Source organism: Psychrosphaera sp. B3R10, assembly GCF_018861025.1.
Lineage (GTDB): Bacteria > Pseudomonadota > Gammaproteobacteria > Enterobacterales > Alteromonadaceae > Psychrosphaera > Psychrosphaera algicola.
Genome location: NZ_JAHKQH010000019.1, coordinates 232,583 through 256,761 on the forward strand (window position 1 = coordinate 232,583; position 24,179 = coordinate 256,761).

The 24,179-nt window shown below is 38.6% G+C and carries 19 protein-coding genes and 1 tRNA gene; 12 read left to right on the top strand and 8 right to left on the bottom strand.

Going from position 1 to position 24,179, the window contains the following annotated elements; translation table 11 throughout:
- Positions 1-133 precede the first annotated feature (133 nt).
- The 6 genes from KO525_RS06240 (at position 134) to KO525_RS06265 (ending at position 9,811) form a co-directional block, all read left to right on the top strand.
- Positions 134-2,605, top strand: coding sequence for a glycogen/starch/alpha-glucan phosphorylase (locus tag KO525_RS06240; protein WP_215962927.1), 2,472 nt, complete (start codon positions 134-136; stop codon positions 2,603-2,605).
- A 116-nt stretch (positions 2,606-2,721) separates the two neighbouring features.
- Complete coding sequence (gene astE, locus KO525_RS06245) at positions 2,722-3,762, top strand: succinylglutamate desuccinylase (RefSeq protein WP_215962928.1); 1,041 nt, start codon at positions 2,722-2,724, stop codon at positions 3,760-3,762.
- A gap of 241 nt (positions 3,763-4,003) precedes the next feature.
- Complete coding sequence (locus tag KO525_RS06250) at positions 4,004-5,197, top strand: thiamine pyrophosphate-dependent dehydrogenase E1 component subunit alpha (protein WP_215963054.1); 1,194 nt, start codon at positions 4,004-4,006, stop codon at positions 5,195-5,197.
- On the top strand, positions 5,197-6,174 hold the full coding sequence (locus tag KO525_RS06255) for an alpha-ketoacid dehydrogenase subunit beta (RefSeq protein WP_215962929.1): 978 nt from the start codon (positions 5,197-5,199) through the stop codon (positions 6,172-6,174). The genes KO525_RS06250 and KO525_RS06255 overlap by 1 nt, the downstream gene beginning before the upstream one ends.
- Positions 6,175-6,190: 16 nt before the next feature.
- Positions 6,191-7,849: a dihydrolipoyllysine-residue acetyltransferase gene (locus KO525_RS06260; protein ID WP_215962930.1), complete on the top strand. Its 1,659-nt coding sequence runs from the start codon at positions 6,191-6,193 to the stop codon at positions 7,847-7,849.
- 117 nt (positions 7,850-7,966) lie between these two features.
- Positions 7,967-9,811 (top strand): protein kinase, encoded by a 1,845-nt coding sequence (locus tag KO525_RS06265; RefSeq protein WP_215962931.1) that lies wholly within the window; start codon positions 7,967-7,969, stop codon positions 9,809-9,811.
- 38 nt (positions 9,812-9,849) lie between these two features.
- On the opposite strand, the gene KO525_RS06270 is transcribed toward KO525_RS06265, so the two are convergent.
- Both KO525_RS06270 and KO525_RS06275 read right to left on the bottom strand, forming a co-directional pair.
- Positions 9,850-11,499, bottom strand: coding sequence for a tetratricopeptide repeat-containing response regulator (locus KO525_RS06270; protein WP_215962932.1), 1,650 nt, complete (start codon positions 11,497-11,499; stop codon positions 9,850-9,852).
- 144 nt (positions 11,500-11,643) lie between these two features.
- Positions 11,644-11,728, bottom strand: a tRNA-Tyr gene (locus tag KO525_RS06275).
- A gap of 110 nt (positions 11,729-11,838) precedes the next feature.
- Between KO525_RS06275 and KO525_RS06280 the strand changes: the two genes are divergently transcribed.
- The 5 genes from KO525_RS06280 to KO525_RS06300 all read left to right on the top strand — a co-directional run bounded on the left by KO525_RS06280 (position 11,839) and on the right by KO525_RS06300 (position 17,680).
- Positions 11,839-12,426 (top strand): VC2046/SO_2500 family protein, encoded by a 588-nt coding sequence (locus KO525_RS06280; RefSeq protein WP_215962933.1) that lies wholly within the window; start codon positions 11,839-11,841, stop codon positions 12,424-12,426.
- A gap of 210 nt (positions 12,427-12,636) precedes the next feature.
- Positions 12,637-12,918, top strand: a complete 282-nt coding sequence (locus KO525_RS06285) for a hypothetical protein (protein WP_215962934.1) — start codon at positions 12,637-12,639, stop codon at positions 12,916-12,918.
- A gap of 226 nt (positions 12,919-13,144) precedes the next feature.
- Positions 13,145-16,246 carry an FAD-binding and (Fe-S)-binding domain-containing protein gene (locus KO525_RS06290; RefSeq protein ID WP_215962935.1) on the top strand — a complete coding sequence of 1,034 codons (3,102 nt, stop codon included), beginning with the start codon at positions 13,145-13,147 and terminating at the stop codon, positions 16,244-16,246.
- Positions 16,246-16,905 carry a LysE family translocator gene (locus KO525_RS06295; RefSeq protein WP_215962936.1) on the top strand — a complete coding sequence of 220 codons (660 nt, stop codon included), beginning with the start codon at positions 16,246-16,248 and terminating at the stop codon, positions 16,903-16,905. Before KO525_RS06290 ends, KO525_RS06295 begins: the two co-directional genes overlap by 1 nt.
- A 151-nt stretch (positions 16,906-17,056) precedes the next feature.
- Positions 17,057-17,680, top strand: coding sequence for a hypothetical protein (locus KO525_RS06300; RefSeq protein ID WP_215962937.1), 624 nt, complete (start codon positions 17,057-17,059; stop codon positions 17,678-17,680).
- Between the two features lie 61 nt (positions 17,681-17,741).
- Here the strand turns inward: KO525_RS06300 and KO525_RS06305 are convergent, their stop codons facing one another.
- Positions 17,742-18,527 (bottom strand): DUF2884 family protein, encoded by a 786-nt coding sequence (locus KO525_RS06305; protein ID WP_215962938.1) that lies wholly within the window; start codon positions 18,525-18,527, stop codon positions 17,742-17,744.
- Between the two features lie 314 nt (positions 18,528-18,841).
- On the opposite strand from KO525_RS06305, the gene glnS reads away from it, so the two are divergent.
- Positions 18,842-20,512: a glutamine--tRNA ligase gene (glnS, locus tag KO525_RS06310; protein WP_215962939.1), complete on the top strand. Its 1,671-nt coding sequence runs from the start codon at positions 18,842-18,844 to the stop codon at positions 20,510-20,512.
- Between the two features lie 97 nt (positions 20,513-20,609).
- Here glnS and ttcA read toward each other — a convergent pair whose 3' ends face one another.
- The 5 genes from ttcA to ccoS all read right to left on the bottom strand — a co-directional run bounded on the left by ttcA (position 20,610) and on the right by ccoS (position 24,177).
- Positions 20,610-21,518, bottom strand: a complete 909-nt coding sequence (gene ttcA, locus KO525_RS06315; RefSeq protein ID WP_215962940.1) for a tRNA 2-thiocytidine(32) synthetase TtcA — start codon at positions 21,516-21,518, stop codon at positions 20,610-20,612.
- Positions 21,519-21,604: 86 nt separating this feature from the next.
- Positions 21,605-22,540 carry a universal stress protein UspE gene (gene uspE / locus KO525_RS06320; RefSeq protein ID WP_215962941.1) on the bottom strand — a complete coding sequence of 312 codons (936 nt, stop codon included), beginning with the start codon at positions 22,538-22,540 and terminating at the stop codon, positions 21,605-21,607.
- Between the two features lie 78 nt (positions 22,541-22,618).
- On the bottom strand, positions 22,619-23,347 hold the full coding sequence (gene fnr / locus KO525_RS06325; protein WP_215962942.1) for a fumarate/nitrate reduction transcriptional regulator Fnr: 729 nt from the start codon (positions 23,345-23,347) through the stop codon (positions 22,619-22,621).
- The gene (locus KO525_RS06330; protein ID WP_215962943.1) at positions 23,340-24,014 is read right to left on the bottom strand and encodes a sulfite exporter TauE/SafE family protein; all 675 of its coding nucleotides are present in this window, start codon (positions 24,012-24,014) and stop codon (positions 23,340-23,342) included. Before KO525_RS06330 ends, fnr begins: the two co-directional genes overlap by 8 nt.
- A complete protein-coding gene (ccoS, locus tag KO525_RS06335; protein ID WP_215962944.1) occupies positions 24,007-24,177 on the bottom strand; it encodes a cbb3-type cytochrome oxidase assembly protein CcoS in 171 nt (56 codons plus the stop codon). Before ccoS ends, KO525_RS06330 begins: the two co-directional genes overlap by 8 nt.
- Between the last annotated feature and the right edge of the window lie 2 nt (positions 24,178-24,179).

Consider the following 24,179-nt stretch of genomic DNA (forward strand, 5'->3'; position numbering starts at 1 on the left):
CTTCACTCATCATTCAAGACTAAATCATTTATTTGTCATATATCGACTATAAATTTAACCATGATTTCAATAACTGCAACGGCGCAAAAGAGACGCTGTTTAAATAGGCAGTAATAAAGGAGTAGATCCCAATATGAAAAATAACAAGATGATCGCGGGCGAGATTACCGCCGAACAATTCAAAGACTCTATTATTAAACATTTACACGGTACGTTTGGTACTGACGCAAACAAAGCGAGCAACCGCTCTTGGTGGAATGCGACATCAGCAGCATTAAATGAATTTGTTTACAGCGGATTGAGTAATACACAAAAAACTTATTTTGAAAATGATACACGTGCCGTTCATTACTTTTCTTTAGAATTTTTAATGGGACGTTTAACGGGTAACAACTTAATCAATTTGGGTTTGTTCGAAACAGCAAAACAAGCACTTACCGATTTAGACATTAACATTGACGAATTAGTGGATGAAGAAGAAGATATGGCGCTAGGGAACGGTGGCTTAGGTCGTTTAGCTGCCTGTTTCATTGATAGTTTAGCAACAATGGAATTACCTGCGGTTGGTTATGGTATTCATTACGAACATGGATTATTCCGTCAAGAATTCCAAGAAGGTCATCAAATTGAACGCCCAGATAGCTGGCGTGAATACGGTAACCCATTTGAAATATGCCGTCCTGAAAGTGTTCAAGACATACCGGTTTATGGTTATGTTGAAACAAAATTTGATGAGTCGGGCAAAATTGTAAAAGAATGGCACCCAGGTCGTATCATTAAAGGTGTTCCTTGGGACGTGCCGGTTGTTGGCTATACTGGTAATAACGTTAACGTTCTTAGACTTTGGGAATCTCGCGCTTCTAATTTCTTTAACTGGGATGTATTTAACTCAGGTGGCTACCATGATGCTCATAAAGAAAATGTAGAATCTGAGACAATTTCAAAAGTACTTTATCCAAATGATGAAACGGACGCTGGTAAAGAATTACGCTTAATTCAGCAATACTTCTTTAGCGCTTGTTCATTAAAAGACATTATCCGTCGGTATAAACGTGTTCACGGTGATGATTGGAGCAAATTTAGTGCTCAAGTTGCCGTACAGTTAAATGACACTCACCCGGCAATTGCCATCCCAGAGTTGATGCGTATATTAATCGACCGAGCAGAGCTATCTTGGGATTACGCATGGCAAATTTGTCGTGAAACTTTTTCTTATACCAACCACACCTTGTTGCCAGAAGCGCTAGAGAAGTGGTCTGTACGTTTATTTGAAAAAGTTTTACCACGTCATTTAGAAATTATTTATGAAATTAACCGTCGCTTCTTAGAAGACGAAGTTGAAGCAAAATGGCCTGGTGACGACTCGATTAAATCTAAGCTTTCTATTATAGAAGAAGGTCATGATCGCATGGTAAGAATGGGTAACTTAAGTGTTATCGGTTCTAATAAAGTTAATGGTGTTGCAGAAGTCCATTCACAGTTGGTTAAATCTGACTTATTCCCAGAATTTGACGCTTTATGGCCTGACAAACTAACAAACGTAACAAACGGCGTAACACCACGTCGTTGGTTGAAGTATTGCAACCCAGAATTAGCTAGCCTAATTGACGATACGGTTGGTGATGAATGGCCAACAAACCTAGAGTTATTACGCCGTTTGGACAAAAAAGCAGGCAATGCTAAGTTCCAAAAGCAATACATGGACATTAAACATACTAACAAAGTTAAATTAGCTAAAGTTATTAAAGATTTGGTTAATGTTGACGTTGACCCATCAGCTATATTTGATATTCAAATCAAACGATTACACGAATATAAGCGCCAACATTTGAATCTAATTCACATTATGGCTTTGTACCGTCGTTTATTACAAAACCCAGATTACGATATGCACCCTCGTGTGTTTATCTTTGGAGCGAAAGCAGCACCTGGTTATCGTTTAGCAAAAGACATAATTTTTGCTATCAACAAAGTTGCTGACAAAGTTAATAATGACCCAAGAATAAAAGACAAGCTTAAAGTAGTATTTTTACCTAACTACCGCGTTTCACTTGCTGAAAAAATGATCCCTGCTGCAGACGTATCTGAGCAGATTTCAACAGCCGGTAAGGAAGCATCTGGTACAGGTAACATGAAACTTGCGCTTAATGGTGCAATTACCATCGGTACACTCGATGGCGCGAACATTGAGATTGCTGAGGAAGTGGGCGAAGAAAACGTTGTTATCTTTGGTTTAACTGTCGATGAAGTTAAAGCAGTTAACGCTGAAGGTTATAATCCTTGGGATTATTACTATGGCAACCCTGAAATTAAAGCAGTGTTAGATTGGTTCGATACAGATTACTTCACGCCGGGTAAACCTGGTGCGTTATCTAGTATCAAACATAGTTTATTAGACGGTGGCGACCCATACCTATGTTTAGCTGACTTTGAGTCTTATTCTGAGGCGCATAAAGAGATAGATGCTAAGTATCGAGACACTAAAGGCTGGGCGAAAAGTGCGATTTTAAATACTGCATATATGGGTAAATTTAACTCAGACCGTTCAATTCAAGACTATGTTGACCGTATTTGGAAACTAAAATCTTGCAAAACTAAATGGTAGTCGCGTAACAAAAGCGATACAGCAAACCCGTTGCTAAATTATTAGCAACGGGTTTTTTATTTTCTAGAATAAGCGTTAGACTCTAACTAAGTTAAAAATAATAATTATAAAATCCTATGACAAACATAAAAAATAACGATTTTTTGGCGTTAACTCGCCAACATGAGAACCATTTACCTGCAAGTCGATTTGAAGATAATAAACATAGTTTTGAGATCTGGGATACCGGAGTGTTGCAAGTCAGTCCTATTGGGGCCAATAAATTTGACTTAGCAATTGTATTGTCCGCCGGTATACATGGCAATGAAACCGCACCGATTGAAATGATCAATGAATTGATCAAAGAAATACTCACTAAAGAGATAACGTTAAAACGACCAGTATTATTTATATTTGGTAATCCACCATCAATGAATATCAACAAGCGTTTTGTTATTGAAAACCTCAATAGACTATTTTGCTCTACCTATTTAAACGGTGTCGATATTAATGGTGATAGAACCAACTTAGAACGTCAACGTGCTGAAAAACTAGAAGGTTATGTCGCACGTTTTTATCAAACCTATGATACCGAAAACAAATGTCATTATGATTTGCATACCGCAATCAAAGATTCGGTCCATGAAAAATTTGCTGTTTACCCTTACATTGGCAATTCACCTTGGAAAACTCAGCAGTTTGAACTACTACGTGCAATGGACGTCACGACGGTTATGTTAATGCAAAAACCGGCTACCACATTTAGTTATCATTCATCGAGTGTCCACGGCGCAGATTCGTTTACCATTGAGTTAGGTAAGGTTAGGGGTTTTGGTGAAAACGATAAATCAAAATTTGAAAAAGCCAAAGTAACACTGCGAAATTTGATGTGTGGAATTGACGTAGACAAAACACTATTTGATGAAGCTAATTTTGTCATGCTAAAAGTGCATCGTTCTATTACCAAAAATTATGGCGACTTTGAACTTGGATTTGACGACCAACTCGCGAATTTTAGCGAATTTAAAGAAGGTGAATTGCTCGCAAAGGAAAATGGGGATGACATCGTCGCTGAAATAGATGGGGAAGCCATCGTGTTTCCAAATGCAGCGGTTGAAATTGGCCAACGAGCCATATTAACCGTCGTGCCCACCAGCGTTTCAAATAGTATAATTTAAAAACACATAAGGCACTGATATTAGTGCCTTTATTATATGTAGTGGCAACATATTTGAACACTTACAAGGTCTAAACTAAAAGCTCTAAAATGCCAGCTAATTGAATCCAACTTTACGTAAAGGTAAAGTCCCGCCAAATAATAACAATCAAGCTGTTTATCCAGACCGAGAATCGTTTTATTGGTCTAAAATCACATTAGTGATGGGATTAAGGGGAAGCCTAATGGGCAAGTTAAACAACATAGATAATCCAAATAACATTACAAAAGAAGAAACTTTGAAATTAGAGTTTATTTCTGAAAATGCGTTATCTATACCTGTATTTAAAATGATGGATGCCGATGGTGAACTTTACGACGGTGCTTGTCATTCGTCATTAGATAAAGACACTGCAATTAAAATTTACGAAACAATGCGTTTCATCCGTATATTAGACGAACGAATGCTGGCCGCTCAACGACAGGGGCGGATCAGCTTCTATATGCAGTGTTTAGGTGAAGAAGCTGCTGTAACAGCTTCTGCGGCGGCATTAGAATCCCAAGATATGATATTTGCTCAATATCGCGAACAAGCAGCGTTAGCGTATCGCGGGTTTGAACTTGAACAATTTATGCATCAAAACTTTTCAAATTCTAAAGACCTAGGGAAAGGCCGTCAAATGCCCATTCACTATGGTTCTAACGCGTTAAATTACATGACGATTTCATCTCCCCTAGGAACCCAAATTCCACAAGCTGCTGGTTATGCTTATGGCCAAAAACTAGATGGTAATGGTGGATGTACTATTTGCTATTTTGGTGAAGGTGCCGCTTCAGAAGGAGACTTCCACGCCGGTCTAAATATGGCTGCTGTTCATAAAGCTCCAGTGATATTTTTTGCGCGTAATAACGGTTATGCGATCTCAACTCCAGCAAGTGAACAGTTTAAAGGCGATGGCATTGCGTGTCGTGGCGTCGGTTATGGTATGAAGTCTATTCGTGTCGATGGCGTTGACACTTTAGCTGTATATGAGGCAGTTAAATTAGCGCGTGAATATGCTGTTAAAAATAACGAGCCGATTCTAATTGAATCAATAGCTTATCGTTTAGCTGCCCACAGTAGTTCAGATGATCCGACGGGCTATCGTTCAAAGGACGAGGAAGAAAATTTCCGTCTAAACTGCCCGGTTAATCGTTTTCGTAATTATTTGATCAAGCAAAATTGGTTAGATGAGCAAGAAGACGAATCAAGCAAAGAAACTATTCGTAAGGAAGTATTAGCGGCGTTGAAAAAAGCCGAAGTTGTCGAAAAGCCGTCACTTGAAGACTTAATAACAGATGTATATGAAGAAGTACCACAGCATCTTCGTAAACAGATGGATGAACTTAAAGCTCACATTGCTAAGTACCCTGAGCATTATCCGGCCTCGTCAGGCGCTAAAGGGGAGAACCACTAATGGCTAAAATGAACATGTTACAGGCGATCAATTCCGCATTGATGATTGCATTGGAAGAGCACCCTAAAGCCTGTGTATTTGGCGAAGACGTCGGATATTTTGGCGGGGTATTTAGAGCAACAAGTGGACTCCAAGAAACATTTGGTAAGTCACGTGTGTTCAATACACCTCTAGTAGAACAAGGCATATTAGGCTTTGCGAACGGGTTAGCTGCGCAGGGCGTAAAAGCGATCGCTGAAATTCAGTTTGCTGACTATATATTTCCAGCATTTGACCAAATCGTTAATGAAACCGCAAAATTTAGATACCGTTCAGGTAATGAATTTAACGTCGGAAATCTAGTGATAAGAACGCCTTATGGTGGCGGTATTGCCGGTGGACTGTATCACTCACAGTCACCTGAAGCCTATTTTGCCCATACACCAGGTTTAAAATTAGTGTTTCCTAGAAACGCATATCAAGCAAAAGGGTTGTTAGCATCTTCAATTGAAGCGAATGATCCAGTGATCTTTTTCGAACCAAAACGTTTATATCGAGCATCTGTTGGCGAAGTGCCTGAGGAAAAGTACCTGATCCCGCTCGATAAAGCTGAAATCATCAAAGGTGGTAATGATGTCACGTTACTGGCCTGGGGCGCGCAGGTTGAGATTATTGAGAAGGCTGCTGAAATGGCGGAAAAGCAGGGAATATCCTGTGAAGTGATCGACCTAAGAACGGTATTGCCTTGGGATGTTGAAACCGTCGCTAACTCTGTGATCAAAACGGGTCGTCTAATTATTTCTCAAGAAGCCCCATTAACCGGTGGTTTTGCCTCTGAAATATCGGCCACAATTCAGTCTGAATGTTTTCTACATTTAGAGTCGCCAATCGATAGAGTGTGTGGTTTAGATACCCCGTATCCATTAGCGCAGGAAAAAGAATATATGGCAGATCATTTAAAAGTTTACGAAGCGATTTTACGCTCAGTTCAATATTAGCCAGGCGGTACACATTATGAGTAAAGACTTTATATTACCTGATATTGGCGAAGGCATCGTTGAATGCGAAGTTGTCGAGTGGTTTGTTCAAGAAGGCGATACTGTCGTTGAAGATCAACCTGTATGTGATGTTATGACGGATAAAGCGTTAGTACAGATACCAGCGATTTCTGACGGCGTTGTCACTAAGTTATATTATGAAAAAGGTGAAGTGGCTATTGTCCACGAGCCTTTATTTGCAGTCTCCTCAGTTGGAGAGCCATTGTCGGAATCAACGCCGATGCAGGGCGTATCTGAGCAGATTATGGATCAAACTCCTGTTGTTTCTATTAACAACAAAGCGACAAAAACAGAAGACTTTTTATTACCTGATATCGGTGAAGGGATCGTCGAATGTGAAGTTGCTGAATGGTTAGTGGAAGAAGGCGAGGAAGTACTAGAAGATCAAGCCATTTGTGAAGTCATGACAGACAAAGCACTCGTGCAAATTCCAGCCAAAAACGACGGTATTGTTAGTAAGCTTTATTATGCAAAAGGCGATATTGCCAAAGTACATGAACCGTTATTTGCAATTACAAGTAAAGTAGAGGGCATTGCCCAGGTTACGTCGCCACACATAGCAAGTGACGAAGATACTCAAACAAAAAGCTTAGCTAGTGCTGTCGGGTCAAATACAACAACAAACCCAGCGATAAGCGATACAAGCAATAACACAAGCAATGTGACGAGCATCACGGCTTCAACTGGTAAAAAGAAAGCAGTAGCGTCGCCTGCGGTCCGCAGGATGGCAAGAGAAATGAACCTCGACATTACAGCGGTTGTTGGCAGTGGTGAGAAAGGACGAGTGTTCAAACAAGATTTATTGTCTGTCGGTAATTCTGTTAATACGGTTGTACAAGCCAATACTGGAGTAAGTGGTGATATGACAGCGTCAGTTGCTAAAGCCGCAGCTTCAAACACCAATACAGGGTCTAGTCGAGTAGAGCCGATACGCGGCGTTAAAGCTGCGATGGCGAAAGCAATGCAAGATTCGGTATCAAGCATTCCACACTTTACCTACAGTGATGAAATTGACTTAACTGAGTTGATTAAACTTAGAAAAGCTCTAAAACCTAAATTTGAGCAAGATGACATTAAACTGACAATGATGCCTTTTTTCATTAAAGCAATGTCATTAGCGCTTAAGCAATTCCCTATAATGAACAGTCAGCCAAACAGTGATTGTACTGAATTAACCTATCTGGAAGATCACAATATTGGTATGGCTGTCGATAGTAAAGTTGGCTTGCTTGTTCCTAATATAAAAGGCTGTCAGAGTAAATCGATACGCGATATCGCCGTCGATGTCATGGCCATCACCAAGAGCGCTCGGGACGGTCGGTTAGCGCCTGAACAGCTAAAAAATGGCACTATATCGATATCTAATATCGGTGCAATTGGTGGCACGACAGCAACACCAATCATCAATAAACCCGAAGTCGCTATTGTCGCGCTTGGAAAAATGCAAACGTTACCGCGTTTTGATGAAAGTGGTAATGTGGTTGCGAGGCAAATAATGACGGTAAGTTGGTCAGGCGACCACAGGGTAATCGATGGAGGAACCATAGCTCGTTTCAATAATTTATGGATGAGTTATTTAGAAGAACCATCATCAATGTTAACTGAAATGATTTAACTTGTTGAAAATGCCCGCTAAAGCGGGCATTTTGCTATATGTGACTTTACCTAAGCGGCCACTTAGTTTAGCTTCAAATGAGATACGACTAAAAAAAATAGCGATATAAAATGGAATATGACTTTGGAAATTAATTTAAAAAATTTTTATATTTCAGACGAACAGTCAATTTATTTATTGGCGGCAAACGACGCTAAAAAACTAAGAGATTGGGTCGCCTTGTGTCAAACACAATTACAAAAAATGGGCTACCAACAAGTCCATTTAATTGGTAAAGGTGCCTATGGATTTGTATTTGTCGGTACGGATAAAAAGCGCAATGAACGGGTATTCAAATTCTCCCGAATTACGTTACCTCAAGCTGTCCGTGAAAGACTCGAAGAAGAAGGGTATATGCTTGGTTTGTTAGATCACCCGAGTATTCCAAAATATATTGCATTTGAGAGCATAAAAAAACAGGGCATTTTAGTAATGCAACGAGGTCAAGGAGTTGATTTACACGAGCTCTCTCGTAGTTATGGTCGTTTACCCGTGTACTTAATTATAAAAATTGCAGAACAACTCGCCGATATATTAGTTTATTTGCGAAGCGTACAAATACAAGGCGCAAATGGCCAATTAGAATCCCGTCCGATAGTGCACGGCGACATAAAACCATCCAATTTGTTATGGGATGAACATACTCAAAAACTTTCGCTTGTCGATTGGGGCTCTAGTGTATTTGCCCAGCTTGATACTCAATGCCAACCCATAGTTAACAACGTCATGGAATTAATGTCTGCAGATATGCAAAATACTAATTCTCGGTTAGGTGACGTATATTTTATCGGTAATGACCAACTAAACGGTGGTCTGTCTAGTCCTAGGTTCGACGAACAAGGCGCCGCGGCCACCTTATATGCCTTAGCGTCTAATCAAAATTGCCGTTACGGTGTCGCGGCCATACCGACAAATTCGTTGTGCCTGCCAAAAGCGTTCTCAGATGTGTTGTCAGATATGTTGAGTGACGATGTCGCTAAACAGCACAAAGCCGGTGACACCTTTATTACGCAAATAAAACATTTAAAGAATTGGGTATTGAGTGACACCGAAAATTATCAAGACGCAAATCATTTGCCTATTTGGACAAAAGTACGAAAACAAAATGTAGAAACAGTTGTCTATTCATCGCGTAAGTCCTTTTTACGGCAACATCAGGCAGACGCGGCTTCACTTGACGGCATTAAAGATGCGCAACTCGACAAATATTATAAAAACTATCTACAGGGCATGGGAGAAAATGAAAAAGCGTTTGTCGCGGCGGTAAGCCGATTGAATGAATTTCCCATCGTTGGTGGATTTGCGATTCACTGGTTAGCGGACAAAATTTCTGTAGAATCGAATCTAAATCTATTTGACGTCAAATACCAAGTCAGTGTGGGTCAAACAATAGATAATATTATTGATTTAGCCCGAAGCTTAGAACTTAGAGAAGGTATATTTAAAGCGTGTTTATTTGATGCTAAAAATACTCTACATTTTGAGCGTGAAAACGAACACCAACCATTTTATTGTTCGGATACCACACATATTTCATTTGAAATTACCCCCGTACCGGAAACCGATGACAACAAACAACACTCATATTTTGAAGATGGTGATGATCCGGACGAAAAGTTAGCCTTACCAGAAGAAATAATGCAACACATAGTCGCCCTGAACAACATACGGCATACTGGTTGTATTATTTTTGAGGCGTTGCCAAAACATCTAAAAATTCATAATTACTATACGTTATTAGATGAGTCACAATACTTGCAATTTAAACATCATTTAAGCGGGGTTTTGGCAAATATTAAGCATATAAAAGGCATAGGTGTATCTGGATTTATGAAGTTACCGTACAAAGACACTAAATCGTTTTCTTATCAAACCAAGCGACCTGAGTTGTATTGCAATACACTTAAACGACTCACGGCATAAGCGCGTTAAACGCACGATTAAAAACGACTCATTGAGAATTATTTTTTAGGTTCTGTCACTAGCGTATTAAATTTTTCAGCCAACGACATAGCTCTTTGATTATTTGCTTGAGCCAAAGGCATACCGTCGATTATCTTAAAGATAAACCGACATCTATCAATTAATTGCCAGCGCGACCTTGGTTCAGACTCAATTAAAGAAATTAGGACCTGGATAAGGTTTAGCGCCGTACCAGAGTTCATTGGAGCAATATTAAGTGCCTGTTCAAAGTATTTAAGCGAATTGTGCAGTTCACCTTTATGATAATCTTCAATACCTTTTTTATTGAGCGTTTTAACAAGATCAATATTTTCACCTGCATTCTCCCGGGCCCGAGCAATCATTTCAATTGCAAAGTCATCTAAATCATCTTTTACCATTTCAACTTTTTGGGCATATTCTTTGGCTTTTTCATATTCACCAATTTTCAACATCAATGAGACACTGTCAGGCAATAAGTTAGAAGGGAGATCGATTTTGCGATTAGTAAATTTTGCTGATAATTCAAAAAATGATCGCTTGGCCTGATAGTTTAGCCCATTTACAGAATCGAGTCGGGCCATGCAAATCTGTTCAAAGTCTTCAATTTTCAGTGCTGCATTCACATGTTGTTCATGTTTTGACTTTTGCAAAGCGTAAATAGCTTCTTGATTATACTTACGTTTTTTATTTACATCTTGTTCTAGTTCACAAATATCGATGATATTACGAATGTGGTTCAAAAGATGTTTTTGATCTCTACGAAATGATTTTGATGTCAGTTCAACAACTTGATTACACGCTTTTATTGATACGTCGTAGTCTTTATTCAATTTTGCAATAGAGCTTAATTTATATTGGCGTTGAACAGAAAAAGGGGATTTTTCGATACCAGACCTGATCCAGTCGTAAGCGGGTTTAGTTTCCGAGTTTTGCAAATAACAATCAGCAATTATATCGTATGCTTCAATGGTCAGTTTGCTCAATGAGAGCGCTTCTTTACTATATTTTATCGCTAGACCGTGTTTGCCTTTGGACCGCATTAGTTTACTTTTATAAACCAATGCCCAATTTAAACTCTTAACTTTAAGTACTTGGTCTAAAAAGGCCTCTAACTCTTGAAACTTGCCTAATTTAAACAAAATATCCGCTTTGTATTTTAAGATAAGTGTTCTTAATCGCGGAGCCGTTTTAGATAATTCATCAACCTGTATTAACGCCTTATCTAATTGATCCCTATCTAGATACATTAACAATGGCAATAATGTTTGCTTTTTGAGCCAAGTACGGGACACTCGTTGCTTTAATAGATTTTGAGAAAAGGGCTTAACAACGTAATCGTCTGGCCTAACTTCAACAGCCCCGATAACCATGTTTAATTCACTCTCACCAGTTACCAACATACTCACGTTATGCACTGGTAATAATTTTCGTTCCTTTAATTCTTCAAATAGCTGTCGACCGTTACGGCCATCACCTAAATTGTAATCGATAAAGATCACATCAAACTTTTCTTCATTACAACGCACAAGAGCTTGTTCTCCATTTGGAGAAACAACTACGTTTCTAGCCCCCATGTTTTTTAACATCCCCTTGAGCATGACTTGAAAAGGCTTCTGGTCTTCTACGATAAGAATGTTTTTGTCAGCAAATGAAAATTCAGTTTTCAAAGTTACAACTTATTGATATTTAATCTCACCTCAGTTTTGGTAAGTTTACGCTGAAATTCAAGTGTTTATTTAAAAGAATGGAAAAAATAGTAAAAAGAAGGCGAAAAAAAACCGAAGTCATAGGACTTCGGTCTACATAATAAGTGGTGGAGGGAGGTGGATTCGAACCACCGAAGGCAGAGCCAGCAGATTTACAGTCTGATCCCTTTGGCCACTCGGGAACCCCTCCACTTAGTACGAGGTGGATATTAACAAATTATTAAGTGATGTAAATAATTTATTAAAGTTATTGGTTTAACCGTCGATAAAACGCTCAATAGCATAATAAAAAGTTGTAATATGCACACCCAACCGTCCTTAAACACTAAATTCGAACAAACTGCTGATGTGATCCGCGAGTCGTCTTTTCGCGCTGAACTTACTCAAGCGGTTACCGATAACGATAAAGCATTTTATAATTTGCTTATGTCTATGGTGAGTACTGACGCGACCGACTTGGATCAATTTCATCAATACAAAACCACACCTGTAGAAACATTGAACGACTTAAATAAGAAATTTAATGTGGCACACTTTGAATCGGTAGGGCAATTTGATGTTGAAACTGAATTAAAGTGCAATGGATTTGCAAATAGTGGCAACATATCTTCAATTAATTTAGCGCAGTCTCTTGCTCGACAACCCTTAGTTGCGAAGTCAGATAACAACTTGCCTGATGAGGTGATTGCAAATTTAGACTACAACATTAAGTTAAAATATTTAGCTCAACAGAAACTTAATCGAGATATTGAAACAAATTCAATTATTGATGAAACCAAGGTTACGCCAAAACTTGACGTCGAAACATGGTTTAATACGTTAAACCAAGCACGTGCAATGGAAAATATTCGATTTAATAATAGCAACCGCCTTTCTCTTTCAGCTTAGCTTCTACGCAGACATACTGTTCAGTGAATTGTTCTCCTTCAACTTAATACAATGCCCATAAACACACATGTTGAAATACTTCTTAACCGTATTTAGTGCTTTTATTTCCAAAGAGGTAAGAATACGCTCGCAGTTTTTATCAAAGCCAAGTAAGTTAGCGTTTCAATATTAATAACTCAGTTGATAACTTACTGACTAAGCGGGTATTACATGCATATCGATAAGGCTAAAAAACGAATTAGCAAACACCTAAAGTCTGGTTTTAAGGGCTATCCACAGATCACGTTAGAATATTTTGGACAAACTGCAGCGTGTGCAAACGAAGTCGCTGTTCAATTTATCTTTGAGGAAGGTGCCGATGTTCAAGTTGAACGGTTCACCTGCGAAGAAGATGCAAGAGAAAGCGAACTTATCCAATCAACCATAGTTAAAATTATCGAACGTACTGACGTAAAAACAGTATTAGAGATTGAAGGTGTGACGATTCTATAATACAGAGGTTAACCGCACATAATGTTTATCAATGACAGACGCCTCTAAAGGGCTGGTTCGGTCGGTAATAACCTTGTTTTTAACACTAAAAATGCTTATTAGCGTTAGTATTTTTAGACCGGTAAACAATCATCGTTGCATTTGATAGTACTTATTCTAATTTGGTAATTTCAATTTCAATTTAAAACGATATAATTCAATTCAAATCCAACAATTTGTCTTGCATATGATCCGCCGTATTACTGAACAAGAAACGCTTTCTCCGATTGTTTTCAACTATTGTCGTCAATTGTCGCAACTCAACGTGTCTACCGACGCCACGCAGGCCGCCGACAACAAAATATCCATCACTACACCATTTTCCGGTGATATCGATACTACGTATGCTACGCGCGTTACATTGGCCTCTGATAATAGTATTTATCAAGAGTTACCACAGGCTGCCTTGTTTCCTAAAAACGAAAATGATTTATTGCTCATTACACAATTAGCCAACGACAAGCAATTTAGTGCCATTAAGTTTTCTCCACGAGGTGGCGGTACCGGCACAAACGGGCAGTCCTTAACCGAGCATGTCATCGTAGATATGTCTCGTTATATGCGTGAAATCATCGAAATTAACCTTGATGAAAAATGGGTCCGTGTTCAATCAGGAGTTATTAAAGATCAACTTAATGATTATCTAAGACCATATGGCTATTTCTTCGCCCCGGATTTATCTACATCTAACCGCGCAACAATTGGTGGCATGGTTAATACAGATGCATCTGGGCAGGGCTCTTTGGTGTACGGAAAAACCAGCGACCACGTACTAGCATTAGAATCAGTCACAATTTCTGGACACAAGCTTTCGACTAAACCCTTACCGGTAACCGAAGTCAAAACCATAATTGAAGAAAAGTCGCCATTAAGTCCGCTCTATCTTCAAGTATTTAAAACAGGTTACGAGCATAGAGAAGAAATCCTTAACGTTTTTCCACGTTTAAACCGGTTTTTAACAGGTTACGATTTAGAACATGTTTTTAACGACGACATGACCAGTTTTGACTTATCTCGAGTACTTACAGGCTCAGAGGGTACACTGGCATTTGTGACAGAAGCAAAGCTGAACATTACCCCAATCGCCAAATTTAAAACATTGATTAATGTTAAGTACGACAGTTTTGACTCTGCATTACGTAACTCACCATTTTTAGTAGAAGCACATGCAACCTCGGTAGAAACTATAGACTCAAAAGTATTAGGCTTGGCCAAACAAGATGTCGTATGGGATACCGTCTCTGACCTTATTCAATCGGTGCCTGGTAAAGTGATGGACGGCTTAAACATTGTTGAGTTTAATGATGAAGTTGCTGACTCGCAGCAAATCAAAGTTGAGAGTTTATGTGCTCGATTAGACCAACTCATCAATTCTGAACAAGCCGGGGTTATTGGTTATCAAGTCATCAACGACTTAGGCGCAATACAACGTATTTATGGTATGCGTAAAAAGGCCGTAGGCTTGTTAGGTAATACCAAAGGTAATAAAAAGCCAATCGCATTTGCAGAAGATACAGCAGTGCCACCAGAAAATTTAGCCGATTATATCGCAGAATTTCGTCAGTTATTAGACAGTTACAATTTAGACTACGGTATGTTTGGCCATGTCGACGCCGGTGTATTACACGTACGACCGGCTTTAGACTTAACCGATCCAGAACAAGAAACCTTACTACGTACGATTTCCGATAAGGTCGTCGCATTAACTGCAAAATACGGTGGTTTAATGTGGGGTGAACATGGTAAAGGCTATCGTAGTGAATATGGCCCTGCATTTTTTGGCGAAAAGTTATTCGCTGAAGTTCAAAAAATTAAAGCGCAGTTTGACCCACAAAACAGACTGAACCCGGGTAAAATTTGTACACCATACAAATCGACAGACAAGATGGTTTCGGTTGATGCGGTAAAACGCGCTTCATTTGATAAACAAATTCCAATTGAAATAAAAACAGAGTTTGAAACCACAGTTAATTGCAATGGTAATGGGCAATGTTTTAACTACGATACATCATCGCCAATGTGTCCTTCTTATAAAGCGAGCAACGACCGTCGTTACTCACCAAAAGGACGAGCTTCATTAATGCGTGAATGGCTCAGATTACAAGGCAATACGTTTAGTGCTGATAATCGGGAAATGTATCGCACTGGTTTTACGCAGCTTTTAACATTCCCATATAAGGTATTTAGAACCGCTGGTGCAAAACTCGGCAACTACGACTTTAACCATGAAGTTAAAGCTAGCATGGACGAATGTTTAGCATGTAAAGCCTGCACAACAGCCTGTCCAATTAAAGTTGATGTGCCCACGTTCCGAACTAAATTTATCGAAGCGTATTATTCACGATACCTAAGACCAATTAGCGATCACCTTGTGGCTAACGTAGAAGGGTTATTACCTTTACTTAGTAGAACGCCATCTGTTGGCAACCTAATTATGCACAATCCTATTAGCGCCTGGGTAACGCGTAACCTTGTTGGGTATGTTGATGCGCCTAAGTTTGGCGACAATTTAAGAAAAGCGATTGCCAATGAAAATTGGTATTCACCTGAACGGGTAAATGCGCTTAGCGAACAACAAAAACAACGTGCTGTTTTTATCGTTCAAGACCCATTTACCAGTGCTTATGAAAGTAGCTTAGTTGTTGATACTGTTTCAGTCCTAACAAAACTTGGATATTTGCCAATTGTTTTACCTTTTTATGCCAATGGTAAACCAGCCCACGTTAAAGGTTTTGTTTCTAAATTTGCACGTATCGCGGCTAAAGCCACAACGTTTTTTAATAAAGTTGCACAGCACAACATACCGATGATTGGTCTAGATGCTTCTTTAGTATTTGCCTATCGTGATGAATACATAAAAGCACTCGGTAAAGACGCGGTAAAATTTGATGTCATGGTACTAAGCGAATGGTTAAAGGACGTCGATGTGGAAGTTGAGGTAACACCAAGCCTGCAGAGTCAAGCCACCTACACGTTATTAGCGCATTGTACAGAAAAGTCGATAATCAATGGCGTTGAAAAACATTGGGTGAGTATTTTTAACAAAGTTGGCCTCAACCTTAATATTAGAAACACGGGGTGTTGTGGTATGGCAGGAACATTTGGGCATGAAAAACAACATCAAGAAACGTCAAAAACAATTTATAACTTAAGTTGGAAACATGCAGTTGCGCAGGAGAAGCCAGAACTTATTTTGGCGACAGGATTCTCTTGTCGAAGCCAAGTTAAACGTCTCGATGGTGTCGAACTAAGTCATCCAATTCAAATGTTAGATAAAGTGTTAAGTTAATGGACAGTTCTAGTCTTTTAATAGAGTTTTTAACGATTGCAACAGCCCACTTTTTTGCAGTTGCCAGTCCAGGACCAGACTTTGCAATCGTGTTAAAACATTCTATTAACTATGGTAAACGGATAGCGATTATCACCAGTCTTGGTGTTGGTACTGCGATATTCATTCATGTAGCGTATGCACTAATGGGCATTGGGCTTATTATCAGTTCAACACCTTGGTTGTATGATCTTCTAATTCTTTTTGCGTCAGGTTTTTTGTTGTACTTGGGTTTTGGTGCTATTCGTTCATCTAAAAATGTTAAAACAAACGAGCAGGTAATTGACAATAACGTTGTAGAAATTAGTGGAAAAAGGGCGTTTTACTTAGGTTTTCTAACAAACGGCCTTAATCCGAAAGCAACCATATTTTTTCTCTCGTTGTTTACCGTTGTCGTCAGCGCTGAAACACCATTAATTATTAAAGGGTTATATGGCGTTTATCTCGCATTAGCAACAACCGCGTGGTTTTGTTTTTTATCACTAATATTAACTCGACCAAAAGTTCGTGAATTTTTTAACGGACATGCCTATATTTTTGACAGAGTAATGGGGTGGGTATTGATCTTATTAGCCGTTAAAATTACCTACAGTGAAATAATCACAAAATATCTATTCTAAATTAATAAGATAGATATTTGGCTGAGATGTTGGCACCACTATTGTATGATTTTTATGCAATAGTGAACTTACCCGCCAAACTGCAACGAAGTGAGACAACAAACTTATTTATTACGTTGTTTATGTCTTGGCTAAGGTTTTAGGCAACCCCATGGCAAATCAAGCAGTGTTACTCAATTACCATTACGATATGGTAAAAGCAAAGTCTCATAGCGCAGGGCATCTATCAGTCCCGTTAACTAACATAACTTCTTTTACAGATGTCCTGTTAGCGCAAAGCACATCTTTAAGTCAACTTGAAACGTTAACAAAATTATTGTCTATTGCATTATTTAACGATCTTAACGCCTATGTGGACGTAAAAACACGACTGGATCAATTGACAGAATTAGATGGTTTGTATTTAGTTAACCGCTACCAACATCATATTAAACCAGTCATATTCGTTACAACGGAACTCACCGATTTTGTATTTAAAAAACTTCATAACAAAGCCAACTTAGTAAATGTAACTGCGATGTTTAATCAAACAGTAGATACCATACCTACTGACAAGACCTGCACGAAACGAAAAACACCTAACCTCACCTTTATATGCAAATCTAACAGCTTCCCTGAAATTGACTTTAACAAACGTGTGTCGTTAGATTGCTACTTAGAGCATAACCAATTGTCAGTTGTCGTAAACAAGCTGCATTATATTGATTTTGAAGTTGTTAACTTACGAAAAATAGAAGACTTGTTAATAACAAGTCTTCTAGCTGATGCGGGGTAAATTAAATGATCATAAACGATGAGTAACGCTCCTCGTTTATTTATATCGTAGGACAAGCTATTTAGCGGTCTTCGTAATCGTCATTTTCATTAATTTTGATTAAATCAAAGTTAGCAAATTTACTATTTGACGCCGTTAATTCATCTTCCATTTTATCGACCAGTTTTAATTTTTCACAAAACTTGTTGGCCTTTATTTCAATTTCATCCGCTCGTGATTCTATTTCTTGTTCAATACGGTCATCTAGATTATCTAAATCGCTAAAAGACGATTCTCCATTTGCAATAGAGTTACCAATATTAGAGATAAGGCCACCAATTAAGCTAGGGATCATATCTTCCATTAACTCTTCCACAGATTCGTCTATACCACTGCCGTCAATCTGATGATTAAATTCGCCATTAGAAAACGAATAATGGCTGTCTTCACTTTCATACTTATCTTTTATCTTTGTCTTTATTTCATCAAATTTACTGCTTAATTTAGAATTTTCAGGCATTTGGCCAAACGCCGCTTGTATACCTTGAAACGCTATATCAACGGCTTCGATTGCAATTTCACCAATCTCTGGAATGGCCGCACGCAACGACGCTGCATATTCTGTTACAAGTTTTTGCTGTTTGCTGTCTAATTCGATTAAATCGCCTCTGACAAACACCATTTTATCGTCATAGATGTCGATAAGAGTTTCATCTTCATTTTTGATAAGAATATGCTTTGGCGTAATTGTTAGCGCGTTGTTTAATTCAAGATCACAATGATTATCCATAGATACATTGGCAGCTTGAGAATAGGGTGAGACAAAAAGAGTTGCTGCGACAAGTGTCGTTAGGGCCAATAGTTTCATAATGTTTCCTTTAATAAAAAATGGTGCAATTTAGTGATTGTCGCAAACGATAACATTAACGCGACATATTTAGTTTAATAATGACTTTAAAGGCAATCTTAATGCCAACTAAAAAACACATTAAATACAATAAGATAAAAATATTCAGTGATTTACAATAAACAAAAAATGTAGATGAGTTGGTGATTTTTGTCAAAAACTGGTTAATTTTGTTAAGTGCTTAAAATATCAGCTAATGAACTATTTACACTTGGCATACTTAATACCAGCAGTGGTATACTCTTGGCAATTATTTAGTTAAAAAGGCACTATCAATGGCAGAGATGCAAGCTCGTCCGACGAACTTTATCAGAAATATAATTGATGCAGATTTAGAAGCAGGAAAACATCAAACAACTCATACCCGTTTTCCGCCAGAACCAAACGGTTATTTGCACATCGGGCATGCAAAATCTATTGTGCTTAATTTCGGTATTGCAAAAGATTATAACGGTTTTTGTAACTTGCGATTTGATGATACAAATCCTGAAAAAGAAGACATTGACTACGTAAACGCAATAAAAAAAGACGTTAACTGGTTAGGCTATCAGTGGCACGATGAAGTCCGCTATTCTTCTAATTATTTTGACCAGCTTTTTGGTTTTGCAGAAGAACTCATCTCCAAAGGCCTCGCGTATGTAGAGTTTTCTAATCAAGAAGAAATTCGCTCAATGCGAGGTACGCTTACATCACCAGGTAAAAACAGCCCATATCGCGACGTATCCATTGAGGAAAACCTCAAACATTTTCATGATATGCGCGATGGGAAATACAAAGAAGGTGAGTGCTGCTTACGAGCTAAAATAGATATGTCGAGCAGCTTCATGTGTATGCGTGATCCTGTTATTTATCGTATTCGATATGCTAATCATCACCAAACTGGCGACAAATGGTGCATTTACCCAATGTACGATTTTACTCACTGTATTTCTGATGCGATTGAAAACATTACGCATTCTTTATGTACGCTAGAATTCCAAGATAATCGTCGTCTTTACGACTGGGTTTTGGATAATATCACTATAGAGTCGCGCCCACATCAATATGAGTTTTCAAGACTAAACCTTGAATACACGATGATGAGTAAACGTAAGCTAAATACGTTAGTAACAGAAAATTACGTGAGTGGCTGGGATGATCCTAGAATGCCAACTATTGCGGGTTTACGTCGTAGAGGGTATACGGCAGCAGCTATCCAAGAGTTTTGCCAACGTATTGGTGTGACTAAGATGGAAAACACGGTCGAAATGGGCATGTTAGAAGCCTGTATCCGAGATGACCTAAATGAAAATGCACCTCGCGCAATGGCTGTTTTAGATCCGATAAAAGTGGTTATCGAAAACTACCCAACTGACAGTGTTGAATGGTTAGACGCACCAAATCATCCCAACAACGAAGACATGGGCAGTCGTAAATTGCCATTTACTCGTGAAGTATTTATTGAACGCGAAGATTTTCGTGAGGAAGCCAACAAAAAATACAAACGTCTAGTCATTGGTAAGGAAGTTCGTTTACGTAATGCTTATTTCGTCAAAGCAGAACGCTGTGATAAAGATGAAAACGGCGAAATCACGACAATTTATTGTACTTATGACGATACTACGTTAGGTAAGTTGCCTGCGGATGGCCGCAAGGCTAAAGGCGTTATCCATTGGGTGTCAGCGAGCGAAGGTGTTCCAGCCGAAATTCGAGATTATGACCGTCTATTTACCGTTCCAAATCCAGCGGCTGCAGAATCAATTGATGAGATCTTAAATCCAGACTCATTAATTATCCGCAACGGATTTATTGAACCAAGTTTACTTGAAAGCCAAGCTCAGCAAGCATTCCAGTTTGAACGATTAGGTTATTTCTGTAACGATGGAACTAAGAATGAAGCCGGAAATTTAGTATTTAACAAGACTGTTGGTTTACGTGATTCTTGGGCTAAAATTGAGCCCAAATAAATACTACTTTATTGCCTGATAAGGTTTAGCTTCAGCGATGCGATAACGGTTGCAAATAGATCAAAAAAGCCACTTTACAGTGGCTTTTTTATTGTCTTTAACTTAATTCAACAAATTGAGTGACTGTGCTGTCATCATCGATCACATCGTCGTCAATTACAAACGAAGGAATTTCAGGTGCATCAAACGCAATATCACCTTCATCTACTTCCTGACTTAAGGTTTTAAAATCATATAATTCGTTGTCAGCAAGGTGACTTGGAACAACATTTTGCAATGCTTTAAACATACTTTCAATGCGGCCCGGGAATTGTTTGTCCCAACTGTTTAACATCTCTTTGATGTTTTGTCTCTGCAGGTTTTCTTGTGAGCCACAAAGATTACATGGAATGATAGGGAATTGTTTAGCGTCGGCAAAACGTTGAATGTCTTTCTCTTTTGCGTACGCAAGCGGACGAATGACAACATGTTCTTTATTATCACTTTTTAACTTTGGCGGCATAGATTTTAATTTACCACCGTGAAACATGTTCAAAAACATAGTTTCTAAAATATCGTCTCGGTGATGACCCAAAGCAATTTTAGTTGCACCAAGCTCCTTTGCAGTCCTATATAAAATCCCACGTCTTAGACGAGAACATAAAGAACAGGTTGTTTTACCTTCTGGTATTTTATCCATCACGATTGAATAAGTGTCTTCAGTGACAATTTTGTATTCAATGCCAAGTTCTTCTAAGTAGTTAGGTAAAACTTGGGCAGGAAAACCAGGCTGCTTCTGATCTAAGTTAACTGCGATTAGTTCAAATTGAATGGGTGCAGAACGTTGCAGGCTCATCAAGATATCCAACATAGCATAGCTATCCTTGCCACCTGATAAACAAACCATAACGCGATCGCCGTGTTCGATCATATTAAAATCTGCAATTGCCTTACCGACATCTCTACGCAAACGTTTTTGCAGTTTGTTAAAGTTGTATTTTTCTTTTGCTTGAACTGAAGTCGCCATAATTACCCTCAAAAACTAAGGCGCGCATTATATATTTTGTATCAGCAAAGATAAATTGATTATTGGTCAACACAGCGCAAACTTACTTATAGTGGTTTAACACTACTTACAAAGCCGGGTGGTTTTAATGCTAATAAATCGCAATCGATATTATCGATAACGTGTTCCGCTGTATTGCCAATCAATGCGGCGCTTAAGCCACTTCGACCTACTGTACCGATGACAACAAGCTCAGCGTCTATTTGTTCACTTATCTTAGGTATAACATCTTCAGGCATACCTTCTTCGCAATAGACGTTTTCCATTGGTACACCATGTTGCTTAGCAAATTTTTTGACTGCCGCGTTATGATGCTCCTGCATTGAATTTTGGTATTCAATAACATCAAATTCTGGTATTTCTACTGCAATATTCATGGGGGTAGGTGGGAAAGCATTAACTAAATTGACTTCAGCGTTTAGCAAGTCACTCATATAATGGGCATGTTCAACAATAGATTCGTTGAGCTTCATATGATCGATGTCGTCAGTACCTGCGTTGATAGCACCTAATATTTGACCGTGGTCAGGCCATTGATGTTCTTTGACTAACAATACACTACAGGGGCACTTACGTAGTAGATGCCAATCAGTTGGCGTAAAGATCACTGATTTTAAAATATCATGTTCGTGAGTGGCTTTAACTACTAGGTCAAAATCACCCTCTATTACGGTTCTAATAATGCTTTCATAAGGGCGGTTGTGCCAGACAACGATGATATCAATTAGACTGCTCGTGCCCTGTGCTTCGATAACCAATTGGTTTAACCAATCTTTCCGATCTTGAATAACCGCATTTCTCATTGATTCGCGTTCTGTTGGCGACAACATAGTTGTCATTTCATAGGAAAAATCATAAATTGTGAGGAAGAGCGTCACATTACAATTTGAAACGCATGACGCTAACTGCAGAGCTCGGGAAAGTGCTTTTTGGTTATCTTCTGCTGGATCGATAACAACTAATAATTTGCTAAATTGACTCATATGAAATTCACCTTAATGATTTTCTTACTTTAATTGTAGTCAATAATGCAAAAGCTTCTAATTATTTTAAGAGGTTTTTTAAAGTTGATTCAAATTGTCAAAATCAATTATTTCAATTAATTTGCCATCCACTTTTATCAGCATCTGTTTTTGAAACTTACTAAAGATACGAGATACAGTCTCGACGGTTAAACCTAGATAATTGCCAATGTCAGCGCGAGTCATAGACAAACGGAATGACCGTTTGGATAGATTTCGTTGGCTAAATCGATTAGCCATATCCACAATAAATCGAGCGACACGTTCTTCTGCTGTACGTTTATTTAGTTGCATAAACATCGATTGATCATGGCTAATTTCGTTACTCATCAAGCGGTTCACTTGTTGACGTAATTTGGGCATCTGGTTCGACAAATCATCCATTAATGTAAATGGGATCTCACAAACCATAGAAGTCTCTAATGCCGTGCTAAAGGTTTGATGCGTCCGCTCTGCAAGGGCGTCAAAGCCAATGACATCCCCAGGTAAATGAAAAGCAGTAACTTGTGATACACCTTGCTTGTCAATTAAGTACGACTTGAAACTTCCTGATCTGACGGCAAAAAGACTTGTAAATTTTGCGCCTGCTTCAAATAACACATCACCTTTATGGAACGGTTTTTTGCGATCAATAGCATTGTCTAATGTATTGAGTTCATCATCGTTTAATGAAAACGGTATGCATAACTGGCTTAGATTGCAGTTAGCACAACTTATCGAAAAAGTATTACAAGGAGTTTGCATTGCGTTATCACGACTTTTAAACATTCAATGCGTTTAGTTTATAAAAAGCGTTACTAATTTGATATAGCCCAGCGAAAGTAATTATTAAACCCAATATGATTTTAGTGTAGCTATGGCTAAAAATACGAGAGAGGTGATTAGAAAAAACCGTCATACCGACGACGGTAGGTAAAGTAGCCAATCCAAAAATTGTCATTACTGAAAAAGCCGTTATTGGGCTCGGACTGACAATTGCTAAGCTCAGTGCTGTATAAACAAGACCACAGGGTAAGAAGCCCCACAATAAACCATAGGCTAAACATTTGGGAATCGTGTCAATTGGCATCAGTTTTTTCTTTAGCGGCGCTAACCAAATGTCGATAAACGTACCAAGTTTTTCTAACTTTGTGACGATATTACTAATATTAGCTATATGCAATCCGATACCGACTATTAATACACCGGATAACATTGATAGATAAAATACCGTACCTGAACTTGCGACAACGATCGACTGTGTTAATAGGTTAGCAAGTAACCCAATAAGACCGTACCCAAACACACGACCGAGGCTAACAAATAACGCATATAGCCAAAAAGTTTTCTGTTTTGGAATTGAAAATCCAAGAGCAACAGATAATGAACCACACATAGTTAAACAATGAACTGAGCCGGTTAGACCCATTATTAACGCAGTTATGACTTCATTCATTGTCTTTAGGTTTTGTCGTGTTGTCGTCTTCATCCATTAGAATGGACAAACCATGTTTTTCAATGTCGTCGAATTGCTCGTTTTTTGTTGCCCAAAAAAATGCAATTACGCCGATGATTAAAAATATCAGAGCAACCGGTATTAGGTAGTAAATTACTTGCAACG

Bases quoted from the DNA above. Each gene is read 5' to 3' on its own strand.
- KO525_RS06240 (WP_215962927.1), top strand. From the start codon at position 134: ATGAAAAATAACAAGATGATCGCGGGCGAGATTACCGCCGAACAATTC.
- astE (WP_215962928.1), top strand. From the start codon at position 2,722: ATGACAAACATAAAAAATAACGATTTTTTGGCGTTAACTCGCCAACAT.
- KO525_RS06255 (WP_215962929.1), top strand. From the start codon at position 5,197: ATGGCTAAAATGAACATGTTACAGGCGATCAATTCCGCATTGATGATT.
- KO525_RS06260 (WP_215962930.1), top strand. From the start codon at position 6,191: ATGAGTAAAGACTTTATATTACCTGATATTGGCGAAGGCATCGTTGAA.
- KO525_RS06265 (WP_215962931.1), top strand. From the start codon at position 7,967: ATGACTTTGGAAATTAATTTAAAAAATTTTTATATTTCAGACGAACAG.
- KO525_RS06280 (WP_215962933.1), top strand. From the start codon at position 11,839: ATGCACACCCAACCGTCCTTAAACACTAAATTCGAACAAACTGCTGAT.
- KO525_RS06285 (WP_215962934.1), top strand. From the start codon at position 12,637: ATGCATATCGATAAGGCTAAAAAACGAATTAGCAAACACCTAAAGTCT.
- KO525_RS06290 (WP_215962935.1), top strand. From the start codon at position 13,145: ATGATCCGCCGTATTACTGAACAAGAAACGCTTTCTCCGATTGTTTTC.
- KO525_RS06295 (WP_215962936.1), top strand. From the start codon at position 16,246: ATGGACAGTTCTAGTCTTTTAATAGAGTTTTTAACGATTGCAACAGCC.
- KO525_RS06300 (WP_215962937.1), top strand. From the start codon at position 17,057: ATGGCAAATCAAGCAGTGTTACTCAATTACCATTACGATATGGTAAAA.
- KO525_RS06305 (WP_215962938.1), bottom strand. From the start codon at position 18,527: ATGAAACTATTGGCCCTAACGACACTTGTCGCAGCAACTCTTTTTGTC.
- glnS (WP_215962939.1), top strand. From the start codon at position 18,842: ATGGCAGAGATGCAAGCTCGTCCGACGAACTTTATCAGAAATATAATT.
- ttcA (WP_215962940.1), bottom strand. From the start codon at position 21,518: ATGGCGACTTCAGTTCAAGCAAAAGAAAAATACAACTTTAACAAACTG.
- uspE (WP_215962941.1), bottom strand. From the start codon at position 22,540: ATGAGTCAATTTAGCAAATTATTAGTTGTTATCGATCCAGCAGAAGAT.
- fnr (WP_215962942.1), bottom strand. From the start codon at position 23,347: ATGTTTAAAAGTCGTGATAACGCAATGCAAACTCCTTGTAATACTTTT.
- KO525_RS06330 (WP_215962943.1), bottom strand. From the start codon at position 24,014: ATGAATGAAGTCATAACTGCGTTAATAATGGGTCTAACCGGCTCAGTT.